20 protein-coding genes are annotated in these 17150 nt (G+C 75.3%); 11 read left to right on the top strand and 9 right to left on the bottom strand.

The genetic code is table 11. The features are described from left to right. Positions 1-830: 830 nt before the first annotated feature. From ACFVHV_RS30200 to ACFVHV_RS30185, 4 genes are all read left to right on the top strand, one after another. Positions 831-1091 (top strand): hypothetical protein, encoded by a 261-nt coding sequence (locus tag ACFVHV_RS30200; RefSeq protein WP_224279085.1) that lies wholly within the window; start codon positions 831-833, stop codon positions 1089-1091. Between the two features lie 46 nt (positions 1092-1137). After that, positions 1138-2124, top strand: a complete 987-nt coding sequence (locus ACFVHV_RS30195; RefSeq protein ID WP_380355169.1) for a 3-oxoacyl-ACP synthase III family protein — start codon at positions 1138-1140, stop codon at positions 2122-2124. Then, positions 2121-2876 carry an SDR family NAD(P)-dependent oxidoreductase gene (locus tag ACFVHV_RS30190; protein ID WP_359914065.1) on the top strand — a complete coding sequence of 252 codons (756 nt, stop codon included), beginning with the start codon at positions 2121-2123 and terminating at the stop codon, positions 2874-2876. Before ACFVHV_RS30195 ends, ACFVHV_RS30190 begins: the two co-directional genes overlap by 4 nt. Before the next feature lie 362 nt (positions 2877-3238). Continuing rightward, complete coding sequence (locus ACFVHV_RS30185; RefSeq protein WP_359911968.1) at positions 3239-3436, top strand: hypothetical protein; 198 nt, start codon at positions 3239-3241, stop codon at positions 3434-3436. Positions 3437-3700: 264 nt separating this feature from the next. Here the strand turns inward: ACFVHV_RS30185 and ACFVHV_RS30180 are convergent, their stop codons facing one another. The 3 genes from ACFVHV_RS30180 to tpx all read right to left on the bottom strand — a co-directional run bounded on the left by ACFVHV_RS30180 (position 3701) and on the right by tpx (position 5822). Further along, positions 3701-4075 carry a hypothetical protein gene (locus ACFVHV_RS30180; protein ID WP_380355165.1) on the bottom strand — a complete coding sequence of 125 codons (375 nt, stop codon included), beginning with the start codon at positions 4073-4075 and terminating at the stop codon, positions 3701-3703. A 200-nt stretch (positions 4076-4275) separates the two neighbouring features. After that, a complete protein-coding gene (locus tag ACFVHV_RS30175; protein ID WP_380355163.1) occupies positions 4276-5004 on the bottom strand; it encodes an SDR family oxidoreductase in 729 nt (242 codons plus the stop codon). Between the two features lie 317 nt (positions 5005-5321). Beyond that, positions 5322-5822 carry a thiol peroxidase gene (gene tpx / locus ACFVHV_RS30170; RefSeq protein ID WP_380355160.1) on the bottom strand — a complete coding sequence of 167 codons (501 nt, stop codon included), beginning with the start codon at positions 5820-5822 and terminating at the stop codon, positions 5322-5324. A gap of 144 nt (positions 5823-5966) precedes the next feature. On the opposite strand from tpx, the gene ACFVHV_RS30165 reads away from it, so the two are divergent. Next, on the top strand, positions 5967-6365 hold the full coding sequence (locus ACFVHV_RS30165) for an Imm7 family immunity protein (RefSeq protein ID WP_380355157.1): 399 nt from the start codon (positions 5967-5969) through the stop codon (positions 6363-6365). Between the two features lie 635 nt (positions 6366-7000). Here the strand turns inward: ACFVHV_RS30165 and ACFVHV_RS30160 are convergent. Next, on the bottom strand, positions 7001-7939 hold the full coding sequence (locus ACFVHV_RS30160; protein WP_359911953.1) for an oxidoreductase: 939 nt from the start codon (positions 7937-7939) through the stop codon (positions 7001-7003). Positions 7940-8021: 82 nt separating this feature from the next. Here ACFVHV_RS30160 and ACFVHV_RS30155 point away from each other — a divergent pair, with 82 nt between their 5' ends. Together ACFVHV_RS30155 and ACFVHV_RS30150 are read left to right on the top strand one after the other, a co-directional pair. After that, entirely contained in the window at positions 8022-8720 is a 699-nt protein-coding gene (locus ACFVHV_RS30155; RefSeq protein WP_359911950.1) for a TetR family transcriptional regulator, read from the top strand. 119 nt (positions 8721-8839) lie between these two features. Next, a complete protein-coding gene (locus ACFVHV_RS30150; protein ID WP_359911947.1) occupies positions 8840-9358 on the top strand; it encodes a hypothetical protein in 519 nt (172 codons plus the stop codon). A 183-nt stretch (positions 9359-9541) separates the two neighbouring features. On the opposite strand, the gene ACFVHV_RS30145 is transcribed toward ACFVHV_RS30150, so the two are convergent. Next, complete coding sequence (locus ACFVHV_RS30145) at positions 9542-9904, bottom strand: hypothetical protein (protein WP_380355152.1); 363 nt, start codon at positions 9902-9904, stop codon at positions 9542-9544. 309 nt (positions 9905-10213) lie between these two features. Between ACFVHV_RS30145 and ACFVHV_RS30140 the strand changes: the two genes are divergently transcribed. The 3 genes from ACFVHV_RS30140 to ACFVHV_RS30130 all read left to right on the top strand — a co-directional run bounded on the left by ACFVHV_RS30140 (position 10214) and on the right by ACFVHV_RS30130 (position 13151). Next, a complete protein-coding gene (locus tag ACFVHV_RS30140) occupies positions 10214-10531 on the top strand; it encodes a metalloregulator ArsR/SmtB family transcription factor (RefSeq protein ID WP_359911941.1) in 318 nt (105 codons plus the stop codon). A 201-nt stretch (positions 10532-10732) separates the two neighbouring features. Beyond that, the gene (locus tag ACFVHV_RS30135) at positions 10733-11971 is read left to right on the top strand and encodes an MFS transporter (protein ID WP_380355150.1); all 1239 of its coding nucleotides are present in this window, start codon (positions 10733-10735) and stop codon (positions 11969-11971) included. A 355-nt stretch (positions 11972-12326) separates the two neighbouring features. Then, positions 12327-13151: a hypothetical protein gene (locus ACFVHV_RS30130; RefSeq protein WP_380355147.1), complete on the top strand. Its 825-nt coding sequence runs from the start codon at positions 12327-12329 to the stop codon at positions 13149-13151. 32 nt (positions 13152-13183) lie between these two features. Here ACFVHV_RS30130 and ACFVHV_RS30125 read toward each other — a convergent pair whose 3' ends face one another. Together ACFVHV_RS30125 and ACFVHV_RS30120 are read right to left on the bottom strand one after the other, a co-directional pair. Beyond that, on the bottom strand, positions 13184-13453 hold the full coding sequence (locus ACFVHV_RS30125) for a hypothetical protein (RefSeq protein WP_359911932.1): 270 nt from the start codon (positions 13451-13453) through the stop codon (positions 13184-13186). Between the two features lie 631 nt (positions 13454-14084). Then, entirely contained in the window at positions 14085-14438 is a 354-nt protein-coding gene (locus ACFVHV_RS30120; protein ID WP_380355144.1) for a winged helix-turn-helix transcriptional regulator, read from the bottom strand. Between the two features lie 78 nt (positions 14439-14516). On the opposite strand from ACFVHV_RS30120, the gene ACFVHV_RS30115 reads away from it, so the two are divergent. Then, positions 14517-15164 carry an NAD(P)-binding domain-containing protein gene (locus tag ACFVHV_RS30115; RefSeq protein WP_359911926.1) on the top strand — a complete coding sequence of 216 codons (648 nt, stop codon included), beginning with the start codon at positions 14517-14519 and terminating at the stop codon, positions 15162-15164. Between the two features lie 154 nt (positions 15165-15318). On the opposite strand, the gene ACFVHV_RS30110 is transcribed toward ACFVHV_RS30115, so the two are convergent. Both ACFVHV_RS30110 and ACFVHV_RS30105 read right to left on the bottom strand, forming a co-directional pair. Then, entirely contained in the window at positions 15319-16287 is a 969-nt protein-coding gene (locus tag ACFVHV_RS30110) for an aminoglycoside phosphotransferase family protein (RefSeq protein WP_359911923.1), read from the bottom strand. A 102-nt stretch (positions 16288-16389) separates the two neighbouring features. Then, positions 16390-16761 (bottom strand): helix-turn-helix transcriptional regulator, encoded by a 372-nt coding sequence (locus ACFVHV_RS30105; protein WP_359911921.1) that lies wholly within the window; start codon positions 16759-16761, stop codon positions 16390-16392. Between the last annotated feature and the right edge of the window lie 389 nt (positions 16762-17150).

Below are 17150 nucleotides of genomic sequence, written 5' to 3'. Positions count from 1 at the left end.
GCGGTTGGGTGCCGCCCTTGTGCGGTGTTTCCGGTCGAACTGGGTTGCTGGCCGGGTCGGTTGGTTCCCGGGGTCGGCGGCTCTGTCGTGTTCGGTGTGTTGCGGTGTGTTCGGCGGGTGCCGTTCCGGGTGGCCGGGTGCTGCCCGGGGGCGGGTGGTTGCGTGCGGGTGCGGTGTGTTGTGGGTCAGGTAAGCGCGTGTCTCGCAAGCGGTGCGCAAGGCAGTGGGGGCCGGGTGGGTTGCGGGCCGGTTGCGTGGGAGCGGGTTTCATGCGGTTTCGGCAAGACGCACGGCTTCCGGGGTCCGTCCCCGGGGGGTGCTTCGGTTCCCGGACGGCGTGTTGTGCGCTGGTGCGGGGGGTGTGGGCGCTGTCGCCGTTGTGTTCCCGGTGTTGTCGGTGCCGGCTGTTCCGCCTGCCCGTCCGCCCGGCCGTCCCGCCTGTTCGCCCGCCTGTCCCGCCCGTCCGCCCGCCCGTCCGCCCGTCCGTCCGTCCGTCCCGCCCGTTCGTCCGCTTGTCCGTGTGTTGTGTTCGTGTCTGTCGGCCGGCCTGTTGTCGGTGTTCCTGTTCGCCCTGCCCCCCTTTGTGTTGTCGGTTGTGTGTGGTGTGTTCCCGGGGGTCGGGGGTGCGAGGAGTGCCGGGGCCGGGTGCGGGTGCGGGCGGGGCTCGTAGCGGGGCCCGTTGCGGGCGGCGGCGTGGGCGGCGTGGGCGGTGGGGGGTGTGGGTGCGGGTCGGGGCCGGGGGTGGTGTGTGGGTGGTGTTTTCTGTCCTGCTTCTTTCGATGCGTTGACGGCGTCCACCGTGTGGTGGGCGTGGAGAGGAACGATCACTGATGTCTCAGATCCCCACGATCGAGGACCTGGCCCAGCAGCTCCAGGCGGTCTCCGGTGCCCAGGAGATCGACGCGGACGCGGCGTTGCAGCACATCGCGGACGTCGATTCGCTGGACCTGATGGAGTGGCTGTACGGCTTCCAGAACCAGTACCCGCACATCCCGGCGGACGAGTCGCTGTTCGCGGACATCGACGACACCACGACGCTGCGTGTGGTCCACGAGCGGATCCTGGCGCTCGTGCCGGCCGCCGGTAACTGAGTCCGGGCGCGGCGGCGGAGCGGGAGAGGGAGAGAGGGGTCGCGTGGTGAGCGGTTTCGACGTCACCGGCTGGGGGATGTCGGTTCCCGAACGGGTGGTGACCAGTGCCGAACTCGCGCAGCGTTTCGGTGTGGACGAGCACTGGATCGTCTCGCGGTGCGGGATCCGTGAACGCAGGGCCGTGGGCGAGGGGCAGACCACGGCGTCGATGGCCGTCGAGGCCGGGCGCCGGGCGCTGGAGCGCGCGGGGCTGACGGGTGCGGACATCGCGCATCTGATCGTGGCGACGGCGACGCCGGAGCAGCCCTCGCCGGCGACGTCGGCGTTCGTCCACGACGAGCTCGCGATCGCGGGCAGCGCGCACGACGTGAATTCCGAGTGTGCCGGGTTCGTGTACGCGCTGGTGACGGCGGCGGGCCTGTTGCGGATGGATCCGCGGCCGATCCTGGTGATCGGCTCGGACACGCACACGCTGACCGCGAACCCCGCCGACCGGGACCTGTCGATCCTGGTGGGCGACGGTGCGGGGGCGGTGGTCCTGCGGCCGGGGGCGGTGGACCGGATCCGGGCGTGGAACCTGGGCGCGGACGGCTCGTGCAAGGACAGTCTGAAGGTCCTGGCGGGGGGTTCGCGGATGCCGACCACCGCGGACACCGTCGCCCGGGGTCTGCACTACGCGCAGATCAACGGCAACGAGATCTATCTGAACGCGGTGCGCTACACGGTGCGCACGATCCGCGAGACGCTGGAGCAGGCGAAGATCACGCCGGAGCAGGTCGACCACGTGGTGCCGCACCAGGCGAACATCCGGATCATCAACTCGGTGCTCTCCCACACCGGTATCCCGGCCGACCGGCTGGTGACGAATCTGGAGCGCTACGGCAACACCGCGTCGGGGTCGATCCCGATCGCGTTGGCGGAGGCGCTGGACGCGGGGCGGATCAAGGACGGTGACACGGTGCTGCTGGCCGGGTTCGGCGCTGGTATGACGTGGGGTTCGGTCCTGCTGACGTGGGGAGGGGTGGCGCGGTGAGCGGCAGGGACGCTTTCGGTGTGCGGCCGCCGTCGCCGGTGGCGCTGGTCACCGGTGCCTCCGGGGGGCTGGGCAGTGAGCTGGCGCTGGCCCTGGACGCGGCGGGCTGCCGGGTCGCGGTGCACTACAACAGCTCGCGCGAGGGCGCGGAGAAGGTCGCCGCCCAGCTCGTCAACGAGCACGTGCTGGTGACCGGCTCGGTCGCGGACTGGGACGCGGTCGGCGCGATGTACGGGCGGATCGAGGCGGAGCTCGGGCCGGTGGACGTGCTCGTCAACAACGGGGCGATCCGCAAGGACGCGCTGATGGCGATGCAGGACCCGGCGCAGTGGCGGCAGGTGATCGACACCAACCTCGTCGGCTCCTTCCACACCGCGCGTGCGTGCGTGCCGGCGATGCTGCGGGCGCGCTGGGGGCGGGTGGTCAACATCGTCTCCCCGTCGGCGCTGATCGCCACCGCCGGGCAGACCGCCTACGCGGCGTCCAAGGCCGGCCTGATCGGGCTGACCCGTACCCTCGCGGCGGAGTGCGGGCGCAGGGGGGTGACCGTCAACGCCCTGTCGCCCGGCTTCATGATCACCGGCATGACGGACACCCTGCCCGAGCACGTCGTGGCGGGCATGCGCGAGAAGGTCCCGGTGCCGCGGTTCGTCACCCCGCGCGAGGTCGCCCGCTCGATCACCCTGTTCCTCGACCAGGACTGCATGACCGGCCAGGTCATCAGCATCGACTCCGGGGCCTCCATCACCTGAACGCCCCCCGGCGGGCCCGGGCCCGGCGGGCGGCCGCCGGCCACCCGCCCCCGGCCCCCGGCCGCCGGCCACCCGCCGCCGGCCGTCCCGGGCCTGTGCCGTCCCGGGCCTGTGCCGTCCCGGGCCTGTGCCGTCCCGGGCCTGTGCCGCCCCGGACCTGTGCCGCCCCGGACCTGTGCCACCCCGTGTCCGGGGTGGCACGCCCGTGTCCGGGGCGGCCGGCTCCGGGCCGGCCCGCTCGTACCGGCGCGGTCCGCCGACCGTGAGGAGCGCGGCTCCCACGGTGACCGGCCGCCGCCATCGGGCGAGGACGGCGGCGGCGAGCAGCGGCACGTGGTCACGACCGGGCGCTGCGCACCGCGGTGAACGCGTTCGTGGACGCGGTGAGCCTGCACGACGACATCGTGTCCTGCGACCGCGGGGTCGAGGAGGGAACGGTCGGGAACAACGCCGCGGAGGTGAGCGGTGTGGCCCTCGGGATCGACCGGTGCGCCGCCGCGGGCGTCGTCAACGCCCCGCTGACCGCGCGGAGTTCGTGCTCTGCCCGCAGGAGGCCCTGACCGGCCCGTGCCGCCGGCACGAGCCGACCGGCCGCTTCGACCGGACGACCCCGTGCCGTCCCTGGCTCCCGCGCCGCCCGCAACCCCCGTGCCGTCCCTGGCTCCCGTGACACCGGGCCCGCCCGGTGCGCCGTCGGACCGCGCCGCCACCGGGACCCGGTCCCCCTGAGCGCCCCCTTGGGCGTCCTGCCGGGCACGCCGCCGGCCGTGCCGTTCCCGCTCCCGGCCCCCGGGCGCTCGGGCCGGTGGGAGGGTGGGCGGGGTTCAGGAGGAGGAGGCGGCGGCCGGTTCCGCGAGCCTGGCCAGTGCCTCCTCGGCGCTGGCGGTTTCGAGGGCCACCGTGGGCGGCCGGTCGGGCGAGGCCTGGGTGTGGACGAGGTAGCGGCCTTCGGGGACGAGGGCGATGGCGTGGGCCAGGACCTCGCCGTCGCCGAGCCACCACCGGGGCCCTGTGCCGAAGCGCAGTGACGCATGGCTGGTGAAGGGGTAGTAGCGGCTCAGCGGGGTGTTTCTCGCGGCGAGGACCAGGTCCTCGAGGATGGGCGGGATCCAGGATCGGCCGGGAACGCGGCAGTACTCGTCCTGGTCCGCCGCGGCCCGGAGTCGGAAGTCCCACGCCTGGCTCGGAGGATCGCTCATGCGCCGATTGTGTCGTGGCCGTTCGGCTTCCCCGAGGGCGGTGCCGTGGCGGCCCGGCCGCGGGTGCGGGCCGGTGCGGGGCGCGAACGCGCGGCCGGCACGGCGGCGTTCGGCCGTGCGCCGCCACCACCCGGACCGTCTCGACGCGGCCGGCACCGCCCTCGCCTCTCGCTGCTACGCCCGGCGCCGGGTGCCGGGGGCTACAGCTGCTCGAAGTGGAAGGAGCGGATGAAGCAGTCCCGGGGCTGGCCGATCGCGAACAGGACGCAGTCGAGGACGGACCGGGCGCTCAGCGGGTCGTCCGCGCTGCGGGAGGTGTGGTCCCAGTCGGGGTGGAGCGGGTCGCCGTCCGTGAAGTCCGGCGGGTAGAGGGAGATGACCCGGATGCCCTCGGGGCGCAGCCGGTGGGACAGGACGTCGGCGAAGCCGGCCTGGGCGGCCTTGGCGGCGTAGAACGCGGGGTGGGCCTCGGAGCGGTGGTTGCGGGTCTCGGCGGCCGAGGAGACCAGGTTGACGACGTCGGCGCCGGCGGAGGCGCGCAGCAGGGGCAGGAAGTGTTTGACGGTCAGCAGGGTGCCGGTGGCGGCGGAGGCGACGGTGTCGGTGATCGCCTCGTCGTCGGCGTCCCACAGGTCGGGGCCGTGCAGGTAGCGGGCGCCGTTGTTGACGAGCACGTCCACCCGGTCGGTGCGGGCGGCGACGGCCTGCGCGAAGTCCCGTACGGTGGCCGGGTCGGCCAGGTCGCAGGCGAACGCGTCCACGTGGGCGCCGCTGTCGGCCGTCACCTCGCGGGCGGTGTTGCGGGCGGCGGCGAGCGTGCGGGCGGAGAGGAACAGGCGCGCGCCGCTGCGGCCGGCGTGCAGGGCCAGGGCCCTGCCGAAGCCGCGTCCGGCTCCGGTGACCACCACGTTCTTCCCGGCGAGATCCATGCGTGCTTCTCCTTCGACCGTCCTGTGCCGGTCGTGTCACGGTGAGGGCGGCCGCGGCGTCGACGCCGCCGGCCCCCTGCCCCGACGCGGGCGGGGGCGGGGAGGTCCGCCGCGCCACGTCCCGGGGCGGGCGGCCGGCCGGGCCGGGGGGTGCGGGCCGGGGGGTGGGTGTGCGGCGGCCCGCCGCCGTCCCTGCCCGCCGCCTTCGGGGCGGGCGGGGGAGGGCGCGGGGGCGGGCCGTCACGGACGCGGACCGCGGACACGGACCGTGGACGCGGACTGCGGGGCGGCACCGGGGATGTGCGGTGCCGGGCGGGTCAGTTGAGGACGGCGAGCGCGGCCTCGTAGTTCGGCTCGTCGGCGATCTCCGCGACCAGCTCGGTGTGCAGGACGGTGTCGTTCTCGTCCAGGACGACGACGGCGCGGGCGGTCAGGCCGGCCAGCGGGCCGTCGGCGATCGCCACGCCGTACACGTCGTGGAAGTCCCGCCCGCGCAGAGTGGAGAGGGTCTTGACGTTCTCCAGGCCCTCGGCGCCGCAGAACCGGGCCTGCGCGAACGGCAGGTCGGCCGACACGCACAGCACCACGGTGTTGTCCAGCGAACCGGCCTTGGCGTTGAACGTGCGCACCGAGGTCGCGCAGGTGGGGGTGTCGATGCTGGGGAAGATGTTCAGGACCTTGCGCTTGCCCGCGAAGTCCTTCAGGGACACGTCCGCGAGCCCCTCGCCGACCAGCGTGAACCCGGGAGCCTGGCTGCCGGCGGCGGGCAGCGCGCCACCGACCTGCACCGGGTTCCCCTTCATCGTGACCTGAGCCATGAAAAGCCTCCTACCAGCGGTGTGTACGGGATGCAACGCCGCCGATCCTACTGCCCGCCCCGGACCCCGCCAGGGGGCGGCCACCGACCGGACCCCCGACCCCGGCCCCGGGGCGTGGTGGGGCCCGTCGGTGGGGTGCGGGCCGTGTTCGAGTACCACGGCCGGATCGAGGTCGCGCACAGCGCCGCCACCGACGACGAGGACGGCGAGGACCGGCTGCGGGAGATCACCGAGGACCTCGCACGGCGGATCCGGGAGATCGCCGGCCCCTACCTGCTGGACCCGAGGTGGATGAACGGCGAGCCGTTCGTCCACCTCGCGGGCTTCACCGACCACCGTGACGAGCGGATCCCGTCCTTCTTCCGGGAGGTCGGGACACGGGCACCGGGCTCGTACGGCCTGCTGCACGTGCGCGCCGACGAGGACCCCGGGCACGAGAACGAGGTGCGCGTCACCAGGATGGTCCGCGGACGGGCGGCCGAGGGCCCCGAGCCGCTGCTGTCGCCCTGCGTCCCGGTCCTGGAGGACCCGTTCCACGTCTGAGCGCACCCGCGGACCGCGGCGCGACACCGGTGGGCCGCGGCACGGTACGGCGTCCCGGCGCCCCCGCGCGGGCGACCTCGGGCAACGCCCGCCCCCGCACGGGCGGGGGCGGCCCGGATGCGCACGCCGGTCCGGCACCGAAGGCGCCCGCCCGGCCGTAACCCGCCCGCGGCCTGCGGCAGTTGGCGGCTGCGCCCCGGGGCGGCGCCGGGGTGCGGGGGTCCGGCCCGGCTGCGCCGCGCGGTGGGCGACCACCGGCCGGGCCGGTGGGGGCGCCGGTGGGGGCGCCGGTGGTGGGGCCGTGGCCGAGGTTCGGGGTGGCGGGGCCGGTGGGGGTGCGGTGCCAGGTGGTCCCGTAGATGGGGCCGGGCGTCCGTCGTCGGCGACCGGGCGCGGGACCGGCTGTGCCGTCACGGGGCTCGCGGGCCCGGGGGAGCGGGCCCGGCGGTGTCGTCGTCCGTGTCCGCCGTCGTGGCAGGGCGTTCCGCCGCCGCGTACCCGGCTTTCCCCGGTCCGGCCCCGCCCCGTCCGGCAGTCCGGTCGCCCGTGCGGGGGCCGGGGCGGACGGTGACGGGCCATCACCCCCGGCCCCACCCCGGCCCTTGCCCGGCCCCGGCCCTGTCCCGGGCGCGGGGTCAGGCGCCGTCGGTCCCGGGGACGGTGAAGGGCACCCCGGTCAGTTCCTGCGACACCTCCCACAGCCGCCGTCCCACCGCCTCGTCCTGCGCGCGGGGCGCGGGCGAGGTGAGCGCGGGCGTTCCGCGCAGTTCGCCGAGGCCGCTCGGCCCGTACAGTTCCCCGCCGCGCACCTGCGGCGCGGTCGCCGCGTGCAGCTGGGCCAGCGCCCCGCGGGCGGGGGACTGCGCGAGCGGGCGCAGCAGGTGTCCGAACAGCAGCCGCACCCCGGCGACGGTGCCGGCGCGGGGCAGGGCGGTGGCGGCGTAGCCGGGGTGGGCGAGCACGCTGCGCACGGGGCTGCGGGCGGCGTTCAGGCGGCGGTGCAGTTCGAGGGCGAAGACGGCGTTGGCGAGTTTGGACTGGTTGTAGTGGCCCATGGGGGAGTAGGCGTGTTCGCCGTTCAGGTCGTCGAAGTCGATGCGGGCGCGGCGGTGGTTGGCGGAGGTGACGGTGACCACGCGGGGGTCGCGGCCGCGGGCGAGCAGGTCGATGAGGTGGGCGGTGAGGGCGAAGTGGCCGAGGTGGTTGACGGCGAGCTGGAGTTCGTGGCCGTGGGGGGTGAGGGTGCGCGGGGGTGCCATGACGCCGGCGTTGTTGACCAGGACGTCGGGGTGGACGCCGTCGTCGCGCAGGCGCCGGGCGAAGGCGTGCACGCTGTCGGGGTCGGCGAGGTCCAGGCGGCGTACGTCCAGGCGGGCGCCGCTGTGTTCGGCGCGCAGGTGGGCGGTGGCGCGGTGGCCCTTGGCCTCGTCGCGTACGGCGAGGACGACGTGGGCGCCGCGGCGGGCGAGGGCGGTGGTGGTGGCCAGGCCCAGGCCGCCGGCGGCGCCGGTGACGACGAACACCCGCCCGCTGAGGTCCGGGGCGGGGTCGGGGGTCCGGTTGCTCGGTGTCATACGGCTCACGCTGCCCTGCATGTCACCAAGTGTCAAGACTGACGTTCGATGACGTGTATGGCGTGGGGGCTAGGATGGGGCGGTGACCTCCCGACCCGCCGCCACCCTGGCCCAGCGCAAGCGCCAGCTCGTCGCCGACGAGCTGACCCGCGCGGCCCTGGACCTGCTGGCCGGCGGCGGGTTCGACGCCGTCACGGTGGACGAGATCGCCACCGCCGCGGGGGTGTCCAAGCGCACCTTCTTCCGCTACTTCGCGTCCAAGGAGGACGTGGTCGTCCAGTTCCTGGCCGCGCTCGGCACCGCCATGCGCGAGGAACTGGCCGCCCGCCCGGCCGGGGAGACGCCCTCGGTCGCGCTGCGGCACGCGGTGTGGCGCTGCGTGGAGGACTGCGCCGGGCACGAGGAACGCGCCCGCAGGGTGGTGCGGCTGATCCTCACCACCCCCGCCCTGCTCGCCCGCTTCCTGGAACGCCAGGCGCAGTGGCGCGACGAGCTCGCCGCGCAGCTCGCCGAGCGCCTGGGCCTGGACGCCGCGCGCGAGCTGTACCCGCGGCTGGCCGCGGACATGGCGCTGGCGGCCTTCCACACCGTCCTGCAGCGCTGGAGCACCGCCGACGACGCCGCCGATGTCGACGACGCCGGCAGCGGTGAGGGCGCGGGCGGGGACGGCGGCGGGGTGGACATCGCGGTGCTGACGGAGAACTGTTTCGCCGTCATCGCCCCGGCCCTGGATGCCGTCGTGCGCACCCCCGCCCCCGGCGGGGCCCCCGCCACGGCCTGAGCCCGCCACCCGTCACCCCGGCCCCGGGGGACGGACCGGGCAGGGATCGGGGAGGGTCGGGGCAGGGGCCGGGCGGGGAGGGAGGCGCGGCAGCGCGGGAACCCCCTACGATGCGGGGCATGGAGACCACGGCGGAACTCGTCCACCTGGAGCGGACGCTGGTCGACTTCGGGGACTTCGGCTTCGAGGGGAACCGGCACGCCTTCCGGTGGGTCGACATCAAGCGCTTCGGGCCGGTCGCCGGGGTACGCGACCGGGACGTGCTGGCCGCGCTGATCGCGCACCCGCAGTTCCGGGACACCTACGACGGGGCCGGGGCCCGGGACTGGCCGCGGCACGGGCAGTGGTGGGTGGAGCGGATCACGCCCGACAGCTACGCGCCCGTGCCGGCGCAGGCGGCGGTCGACCTCGTCGAGGCGTGGACGCAGCAGCACGGCCCGGTGCCGCCGGCGCTGCTCGCGCGGCTGGAGCGGGAGGTCCACGCCCCCGCCCGCCGGGCCCACGCCCGCTACCTGCTCGTGCACCCTCCCGAGGACGCCCGCCACGACTACGGCCCCGTCCACACCGACTTCCACGAACTCGTCCTCGTCGACCGCGCCGCGGACACCGTCACCCTCCTGGTCGCCGCCGACGACTGACCCGCCCCCGGTGCCCCGCCCCCGGACGCCCCCGGCCCCCGGCGCCCGGCGCCCGGCGCCCGGCGCCCGGCGCCCGGAAAGGCGCCCGCCCCGCGGCGCCCGCGGGGGGATCCGCGGGCGCGACGGGGCGAGGGGCACCGGTCCGTCACCGCGACGGTGCGGCCACCGGCCCGGCAGGCCGGGTCAGTTGAGGACCAGGACGTCGGTGCGCATCGTCAGCGGGCTGTTCCAGCCGATACTGATCTTGAAGGTCACCACCCCGTTGCCGGGGGCGATGCTCGACACCTGGAAGGGCGCGGCACCGACGAACCGGTTCCCGTTGGAATCGGTCTCGGAGGCCGTGATGACCACCGTCGAGTCGATCCCGATCACGTTCCACGGGATCTGCAGGTTGAACGTCCCGTTGCCCGGACCCCACATCACCCAGCCCCGCCACACGGCACCGACGTTGCCGCCGACGTCCGCGAGGCGCTGCTCCCCGCCGGCGGACTGCAGGGCGCCCGTGATCTGCGGGACCTGGGAGGCGGTGGGTTCGCTTGCGGCCATGACGGCTCTCCTCGCGCCGGGAGGGCCCCCCACGAGCCCTCCGGATACCCAGAGTGTCCGACGCTGCGCACAGCGTCACAATCGCTCGTGGGGGTGAATCACCGGCGCGCCGCCGCACCACCCGCGCCGCCGTGGTCCAGGGTCGCACGCCACCCGGCGCGCACCCACCCCGCCCGCCCGTCCCGCCCTCCGGCCCCGGCCGCCGTTCCGGCCCGTCCGCCCCGGGGGCCCGCCTTGACACCTCAAGGTCGTATCCAGAATATTAGATACGTCCGGCGAGGGGCCGGGCGACGGGAAGGAGGGTGCGCGGTGGAGCTGGACCCGCTGGCCGTGCACAAGGCGCTCGCCAACCCGGCGCGCGCGGACTTCCTGCGCTGGCTCAAGACGCCCGAGCGCTACTTCGACGAGCCGTACTACCGCGAGCGCGGCGTCGGCTTCCACATCGGCGTGTGCGTCACCGACATCCAGGAACGCTCGGGGCTGTCCCAGTCGGTGGTCTCCGGCTACCTCCAGATCCTGCGCGAGGCCGGACTGCTGGTGTCCGAGCGCGTCGGCAAGTGGACCTTCTACCGGCGCAACGAGGAGACCATCGCCGCCTTCGCCGCCTACGCGCGCGACGAACTCTGACACCCACGCACAACACTCACGTACAACACCCACGCGTACACACCCACCCACGCCCACACCCACGTGTGCGCGCACATGCACGCGCACGCGTGCGGACGTGCGCACCGCACTCCCCTCCGTGCAGGGGCGCCAGGTCGGCGCCCCTTTTCTTCGCCCTTACGTATCCAACTATCTAGATTTGTGTATCTATTGGAGGCTGTCGTGCACCGCACCGCTCCCGCCCCAAACGCCCTGGCCGTCCCGGTCCTGGCCCTGGGCGTGTTCGGCATCATCACCACCGAGATGGGCGTCGTCGGCGTCCTGCCCGCCCTGGCCGAACGCCTGCACGTGGCCCCCGCCACCGCCGGATGGCTCGTCGGCGCCTTCGCCCTCACCGTCGCCGCCACCGGCCCCGCCGGCGTCCTGCTCGCCTCGCGCCTGCGCCGAAAGACCGTACTGGCCACGGCACTTGCCGTCTTCGCCGGCTCCAACGCGCTCTACGCGCTCAGCGACTCCTTCCCCCTCGTCCTCGCCCTGCGGATCCTGCCCGCCCTGTTCCACCCCGTCTTCTTCGCCCTCGCCCTCACCGCCGCCACCCGCCTCGCCGCACCCGGAAGAGCCGCGCGCGCCGCCACCACCGTCTTCGCCGGCGTCAGCGCCGGCTTCGCGTTCGGCGTCCCCCTCACCTCCTACCTCGCCGACCACCTCTGCCTGCCCGCCGCGTTCTGGAGCGCCGCCGCCCTCAACCTGATCGCCTGCGCCGGCGTCCTCGCCTTCTTCCCCGACCTGCCCGACACCCGACGCCCCACCTACGCCGGCCAGCTGCGCATCCTGCGCCGGGGCCGGCTGTGGCTGGCCGTCGCCGCCGTCACCCTGGTGTTCGCCGCGATGTTCAGCGGCTACGGCTACATCGCCGAATACCTCCAGAACGTCACCGGCCTCGACGCCTCCCTCACCGGCCCCGCCCTGATGGCCTTCGGCGTCGTCATGACCGCCGGCAACCTCGTCTTCGGCCGCCTGCTGGAACGCGCCCCCCTGCGCACCGTCACCGCCTACCCGATCCTCTACCTCGCCCTCTACCTCCTCCTCGACGCCGCCGGCCCCCACCCCGCCGCCATGCTCGCCACCGTCCTGCTCTGGGGCGCCGTCCACTCCGGCGGCCTGGCCGTGACCCAGGCCTGGCTCGCCCGCGACGCCACCGACGCCCCCGAGTTCGGCAACAGCCTCTTCATCTCCTTCTCCAACCTCGGCATCACCCTGGGCACCACCCTCGGCGGAGCCGTCGTCACCACCGCCGGCCCCCGCCACCTGCCCCTGGCCGGCGCCGCCCTCGCCGCGGCCGCCCTCACCGCCGTCCTCCTGCGCCGCCGCCTCGACCCCGGCCAGAACCGCCAGGACCGCCAGGAGCGGCCGGAGCGGCCGGAGCGGCCGGAGCGGGCACACCCCGCCCCGACCCCCTGACCCGCACCCGCACCCGCACCGGCCCCGAGAAGCGCCCGCCACACCCCCTGACCCACCGTCGGCCCCAGCCCCGGCCGGCCCCGGAGACCACCGGCCACACGCTGCGCCCCGCCGATCCCGTGCGGGGCGCGGCGCGTGCGCCCTCCCGGCGCGCTGCCCCCGGGAGGGCGGCGCGGGTCCTGCGGGTCCCTGCGGGTCGTGCGGGATGCCGCGCCTGTATCGGGCAGGTGTTCTGGGTTCAGGCACAGACTCCGTGAAAGTGATCAGCAGGCCGTCACGGTCTGTGTGCGCGTGAGAGCGGGAGTCTCGCAGACCCTCCCGGTTCCCGCACGAACGGGGGCGCTACCTTGCCACCATGTGCATCTCGACCAGTGAGGCCGCGTTCTCCGGCACGATCGTGTACTGCGGTCGCCGGCACCACCCCGTGCACGGCCTCATTCATGTCCTGGGCTACCAGAACACCGCCGTCAACCTCGCCGGTGGTCCGAACGCGCTGCTGCTGCACCTGCCCACCGAGCAGCTCACCCCGGGGCACTTCCTCTCCGTCGGACGCAGTGGCGACGTCCTGGAGCGCATGGTTGCCGCCGTTCGGCCCGTCTCCGTCGCAGTCGACGAGATCGCGTGGATGAGCGCGGAGCCGGAGGCCGTCCAGGTCTTCGAGCACGACGTCTACACGGTGCTCCTGGCCGCTGACCCCACCGCGATCCCAGCCGCACTGCAGCAGGTGCCGGCACACCGGCGTCCATCCCTCGACCCGGACCTCCTGCGCTTCTACACCGACCACTTCCCCGACCACACCATCGCCCTCTGCTGCTTCGACAACGCAGACGCACAGCGCGCCAAACCCGTGCTGCTGTGGTACTCGCCCCTCGACCCCGACCGGCTGACCGTGCCCGCGCTGGACAGCCACACCGGAGCAGTACCCGATCTCGACGCTGTCGTCCCCGTCGATCACTGGGTCCTGCTGTCCACCGACCGGGCTCCCTCCGACTGGGGCGATACCGTTGACCACCCCGAGGGCATGCGCCACAGCCTGCGCTCCTTCCTCCCCGCCGCTGTCGTGGGCCAGTACTACGGAGGAGCAGACGCCCTGCTCAACGGAGACTTCACCATCAGCCACCGCGACCTCCTCGCCGGCGACCTCGACCGCATCGAGCGCTGCCGGCCAACCCGCCGCTGACCCCGGGCACGGCAGCGCTCTCGGTCCGCACATCAGCGCGCGCTGAGCAGCCGCTGCAGGACAGGCGTCCGGCCGCCGTAGCGGCAGGTCGGCCCGTCTGTCTGTTCGACGAAGGTCACCCGCCGACACTCGTGGTTGTCGCAGAACAGTCGACGGACCGACAGTTCGACCACATCGCCTCGGCCGCCGCACGGCGCGTCCGCCAGCCGTCGACCGCACCGGCTGCGCACCCGGCCGGATCGTGCCCCGCGGCCGGGACACGGCACGAGCACGTCCTCCGGTGTCGATGCGTCGATCACCACGAGGCCGTCCCGTACCTCCATGCACTCGACCCGCATACCCGCGAGATGCGGAAGCAGAAGGGATGTCTCCTCACACGCGGTCAGCGTCCACCCTGAGATGACAGAACGTCACCGGCGCGGACGAACGATCGACTTCACGAAATCCGTGCCTGTATCGGGCAGGTGTTGTGAGGGCCGGTCGGGCGGCGGGATCGGGAGCTCCTGGTTCGGACACCGGGATCGGGAGCCGCCCCGGGGCGAGGGCGCGACACGCCGCGTTCGGAGGACGGTGATCGGCCGCTCCGGCTGGCCGCTGTCGGGCCGTGGCCCTTGATCGCGGTCATGCCGGAAGGCCGGGGCGGCTCTGCCGCGCGAGTTGCTGTTCGAGAGGCGACACGGGGAAGTTGTGGCGCGGCGGGGCGCTGCGGACGCTGACGCGGGGCGCGTCACCTCGTCGGTGACGGACAGTGCCGGCAGCGGCGTCCGCTTCCACGGGCACGACGAGTGCGGCGGCGCACGGTTCGGGACCGGCCCCCGGGGGGCCCTGCGTGCCGTCGTGGACCAACGGGAGGGTCGCCTTCCCCGCGCCGCCCCGCCCGCTCTCCCTGTGCCGCGCCGCCGGGGCGTCCGTGCGGGGGCGGTCGGGGGGTGGTCAGCCGGTGGCGCGGGCCTGGGCGGTGGTGACGGCGTCGCCGTGGTCGGCGGCCCAGGCGCCGAGGGCGGTGAGGGGGGCGAGCAGGGTGCGGCCCAGGGGCGTGAGGGCGTAGTCGACGTGCGGGGGAGTTCCGGGGCGGGGGAGGCGTTCGACGAGGCCGGCGTCGCGCAGGCGGTGCAGGCCCTGGTTGAGGACCTTGGGGCTGATGCCGCCGATGCGCCGCACCAGTTGGTGCGGGCGCACCGGGCCGTGGCGCAGCGCCCACAGGACGACCGGGTCCCAGGTGTGGGCGAGCAGGTCGAAGGCGAGGCGGGCGGGGCAGTCGGCGAGAAGTTCCTGGTGGTCGGTCATGTACCGGATGGTGCCCGATCCGGCGCCTACTGTCGTGGCGAGGTCCGTACGGGCCGCAGGGGACAGGGGAGTTGTGGCATGAGGATCGGGATCGTCGGTACCGGGGCGATGGCGCGGGCGCTGGGCGGCGCGTGGGTGCGGGCCGGGCACGAGGTGCTGGTGGGCGGGCGCGACGCGGGCCGGGCGGCCGGTGCGGCGGGGGACGCGGGCGGTGCCCGGTGGGGCGGGGTCGGGCAGGCGGTGGCGCACGGGCGGGACGCGGTGCTGCTGGCCGTCCCGCACCGGGCCGCGCCCGCCGTGGCCGGCGCGCACGCGCGGGAGCTGGCGGGGCGCACCGTGGTGGACTGCTCCAACCCGGTGGGCGAGGGGTTCGCCCTGGCCACCGGACGGGGGCCCTCGGCGGCCGAGCGGATCGCGGCCGCCGCCCCCGGGGCGCGGGTGGTCAAGGCGTTCAACCTCTGCCACGCGAGCGTGTGGGACCTGCGCCCGCCGGTCTTCGACGGGCGGGCGCTGGCGGTGCCGCTGTGCGGGGACGACGAGGGGGCGCTGGCCACCGTCGCGGCCCTGGTGCGGGACACGGGCTGCGAGCCGCTGACGGCCGGGCCGCTGGAGCGCGCCCACCTGCTGGAGGCGACGGCGGCGCTGCTGATCGGCCTGTGGGTGGGCCAGGGCGCCGACGCCCAGGCCATCGCCCCGCCGCTCGCCCACGCCGGCCCCCACGCCTGACCGCCCCGCCCACGCCTGACCGCCCCGCCCACGCCTGCGGCCCCCGCACCCGCCCGAACCACACCCGGACCCGCTCCGCCCGGACCCGCCGCGCCGCGCCGCGGCCCGCACGCCGGGCGGGCGGTGTGCCGCGGCCCGAACCGCCGGGGCCCTCTCAGGCGTAGCGGTCGAACAGGCCCTGCAGGTAGTCCTCCAGGCGCCCGGTCAGCACGGCGGGTGTCAGGTCGGTGCGGCCCAGTTCCCGCCAGGGCTCGGCGACCTTCTGCGCGTCGGGGGCGAAGGCGAGGGCGTCCAGCAGCCGCCAGTACAGGTGCGCGCGGCCCTCGGCGAGTTCGCGGCCGCCGGCGGCGGTGTAGCGGTCGGCGAAGGCCAGGCCCGCCGCGGGGCCGTGCAGCAGGGCCAGGGCGGTGGCGCAGTGGGCGACGTCCAGGTCGGCCGGGCCCCAGGAGGTCTCCACCCAGTCGACGACCCCGGCGACCGCGAGGCCGGTGCCCGTGCCGGTGAACAGCACGTTGCCGGGGTGGAAGTCGCGGTGCAGGAAGCAGGCGTGGTGCGCGGGCGCCTCGCCGCCGATCACCTCCACCGCCCGCTCCCACAGGCCGGTACGGGCGGTGCCGGCGGGCACGGCGACCCGGTCGGGGGCCGTCCACGCCTGCCAGGCGCGCGGCCGCTCCCGCTCGCCGACCGCCAGGGCGTGCACGGCGGCCAGTTGGGCCGCCAGCAGGTCGGCGCGGGCGGGCGCGTCGCCGTCCTCGGCCAGGCGCACGCTGCCGGGCAGGTGGGTCATCACCAGTGACGGGTGCTCGCACACCGCCCCCGCCGCGTCCACCGCGACCAGCCGCGCCGCCGGGACGGCGCTGCCCTCCAGCAGGCGCAGCACGGCGGCCTCGCGGGCCAGCAGCCCCGGGGCGTGGCGGCGGTAGAACGGTTTGACGAAGGAGCGCAGCACCAGCGCGTACGGGTCCGCGCCGCCGGGGCGTTCGACGTCCAGGCGGCGCATCCGCGAGGTCCAGCCGCCCTTGAGCGCGGTCACCGCGGTGACGCGTTCACCGGGCCCGAGGTGCTCCTGGACCCACCGGCGCGTGCCGTCCCGTCCCCGGCCGGGGTCGTCGCTGTCGATCATGGGCGGCAAGCCTACGCCCCGCCCCCGCCCGCCCCGCCCCACGGGGGGCCGGAGCCGACCGACGGACGCTCAACTCCCGTACCGTCGCCGCCCGGACCGCCCTCACACCCCCGGCCCCGCGCACACCCCGCCCCCCTGCCCGGCCTCCGCGTCCGCGGCCGCCACCACCGCCGCCAGCAGCCCCGGGAACCGCCGCTCCAGCTCCTCGCTGCGCAGCGCGTTCATCTTGGTGGTGCCCACGTAGTACTGGCGCAGCAGCCCCGCCTCGCGCAGCACACCGAAGTGGTGGCTGGAGGTCGAACGCCCCACCGGCAGGTCGAAGGAACCGCAGCTCAGATCGGCTCCCGAGTGCGCGAGCGTGCGCACCACCGTCCTGCGGGCCGGATCAGCGAGCGCCTCCAGCACCTGCTGGACGCTCACGTCCTCCACACCAGGGTGCACGATCACCCGCGCCGCCACGCGTGCCCGTCCCACACCCACCACCCCTTCCCAACACTCGACCCCCGTCCGTTCGATGGCCAAAGACCGCGCCGTGTGCGCGACTTCACGTACACGACGCTACTATGCCCGACCCGGCCGCCACGCTCACCGCAACAGCCGCGCAACACGCCCCCGGGCCCGGGCGACCGGGCGCCGCGACCGCGCAACGGCCGCCGCGCCGCCCGGACACGGCGCCGGCACGGGAGGCACCGGCGACGGGCATCGCCGCAGGCCCCAAGCCCCCGGCGGGGCACGGCGGGACACCGGCGGGCCGCGACCGGGCGCGGCCGGGCGGCACGCGCGCGCCCCGCCGGACGGGGGGACCGGCGGGGCGGCGGAACACGGCGGACACGGCGCACGGGCCGGGCGCGCCGGACGGACCG

This window comes from Kitasatospora sp. NPDC127116 (assembly GCF_042677365.1).
GTDB classification, from domain to species: domain Bacteria; phylum Actinomycetota; class Actinomycetes; order Streptomycetales; family Streptomycetaceae; genus Kitasatospora; species Kitasatospora lactacystinica.
This window is presented reverse-complemented; position numbering and strand designations above follow the sequence as displayed.

What these genes read in the sequence shown, in the direction of transcription:
- ACFVHV_RS30180 (WP_380355165.1), bottom strand. Translation starts at nt 4,075, where the DNA reads ATGAGCGATCCTCCGAGCCAGGCGTGGGACTTCCGACTCCGGGCCGCG.
- ACFVHV_RS30110 (WP_359911923.1), bottom strand. Translation starts at nt 16,287, where the DNA reads ATGATCGACAGCGACGACCCCGGCCGGGGACGGGACGGCACGCGCCGG.
- ACFVHV_RS30175 (WP_380355163.1), bottom strand. Translation starts at nt 5,004, where the DNA reads ATGGATCTCGCCGGGAAGAACGTGGTGGTCACCGGAGCCGGACGCGGC.
- ACFVHV_RS30150 (WP_359911947.1), top strand. Translation starts at nt 8,840, where the DNA reads ATGGAGACCACGGCGGAACTCGTCCACCTGGAGCGGACGCTGGTCGAC.
- ACFVHV_RS30115 (WP_359911926.1), top strand. Translation starts at nt 14,517, where the DNA reads ATGAGGATCGGGATCGTCGGTACCGGGGCGATGGCGCGGGCGCTGGGC.
- ACFVHV_RS30120 (WP_380355144.1), bottom strand. Translation starts at nt 14,438, where the DNA reads ATGACCGACCACCAGGAACTTCTCGCCGACTGCCCCGCCCGCCTCGCC.
- ACFVHV_RS30200 (WP_224279085.1), top strand. Translation starts at nt 831, where the DNA reads ATGTCTCAGATCCCCACGATCGAGGACCTGGCCCAGCAGCTCCAGGCG.
- ACFVHV_RS30160 (WP_359911953.1), bottom strand. Translation starts at nt 7,939, where the DNA reads ATGACACCGAGCAACCGGACCCCCGACCCCGCCCCGGACCTCAGCGGG.
- ACFVHV_RS30145 (WP_380355152.1), bottom strand. Translation starts at nt 9,904, where the DNA reads ATGGCCGCAAGCGAACCCACCGCCTCCCAGGTCCCGCAGATCACGGGC.
- tpx (WP_380355160.1), bottom strand. Translation starts at nt 5,822, where the DNA reads ATGGCTCAGGTCACGATGAAGGGGAACCCGGTGCAGGTCGGTGGCGCG.
- ACFVHV_RS30130 (WP_380355147.1), top strand. Translation starts at nt 12,327, where the DNA reads ATGTGCATCTCGACCAGTGAGGCCGCGTTCTCCGGCACGATCGTGTAC.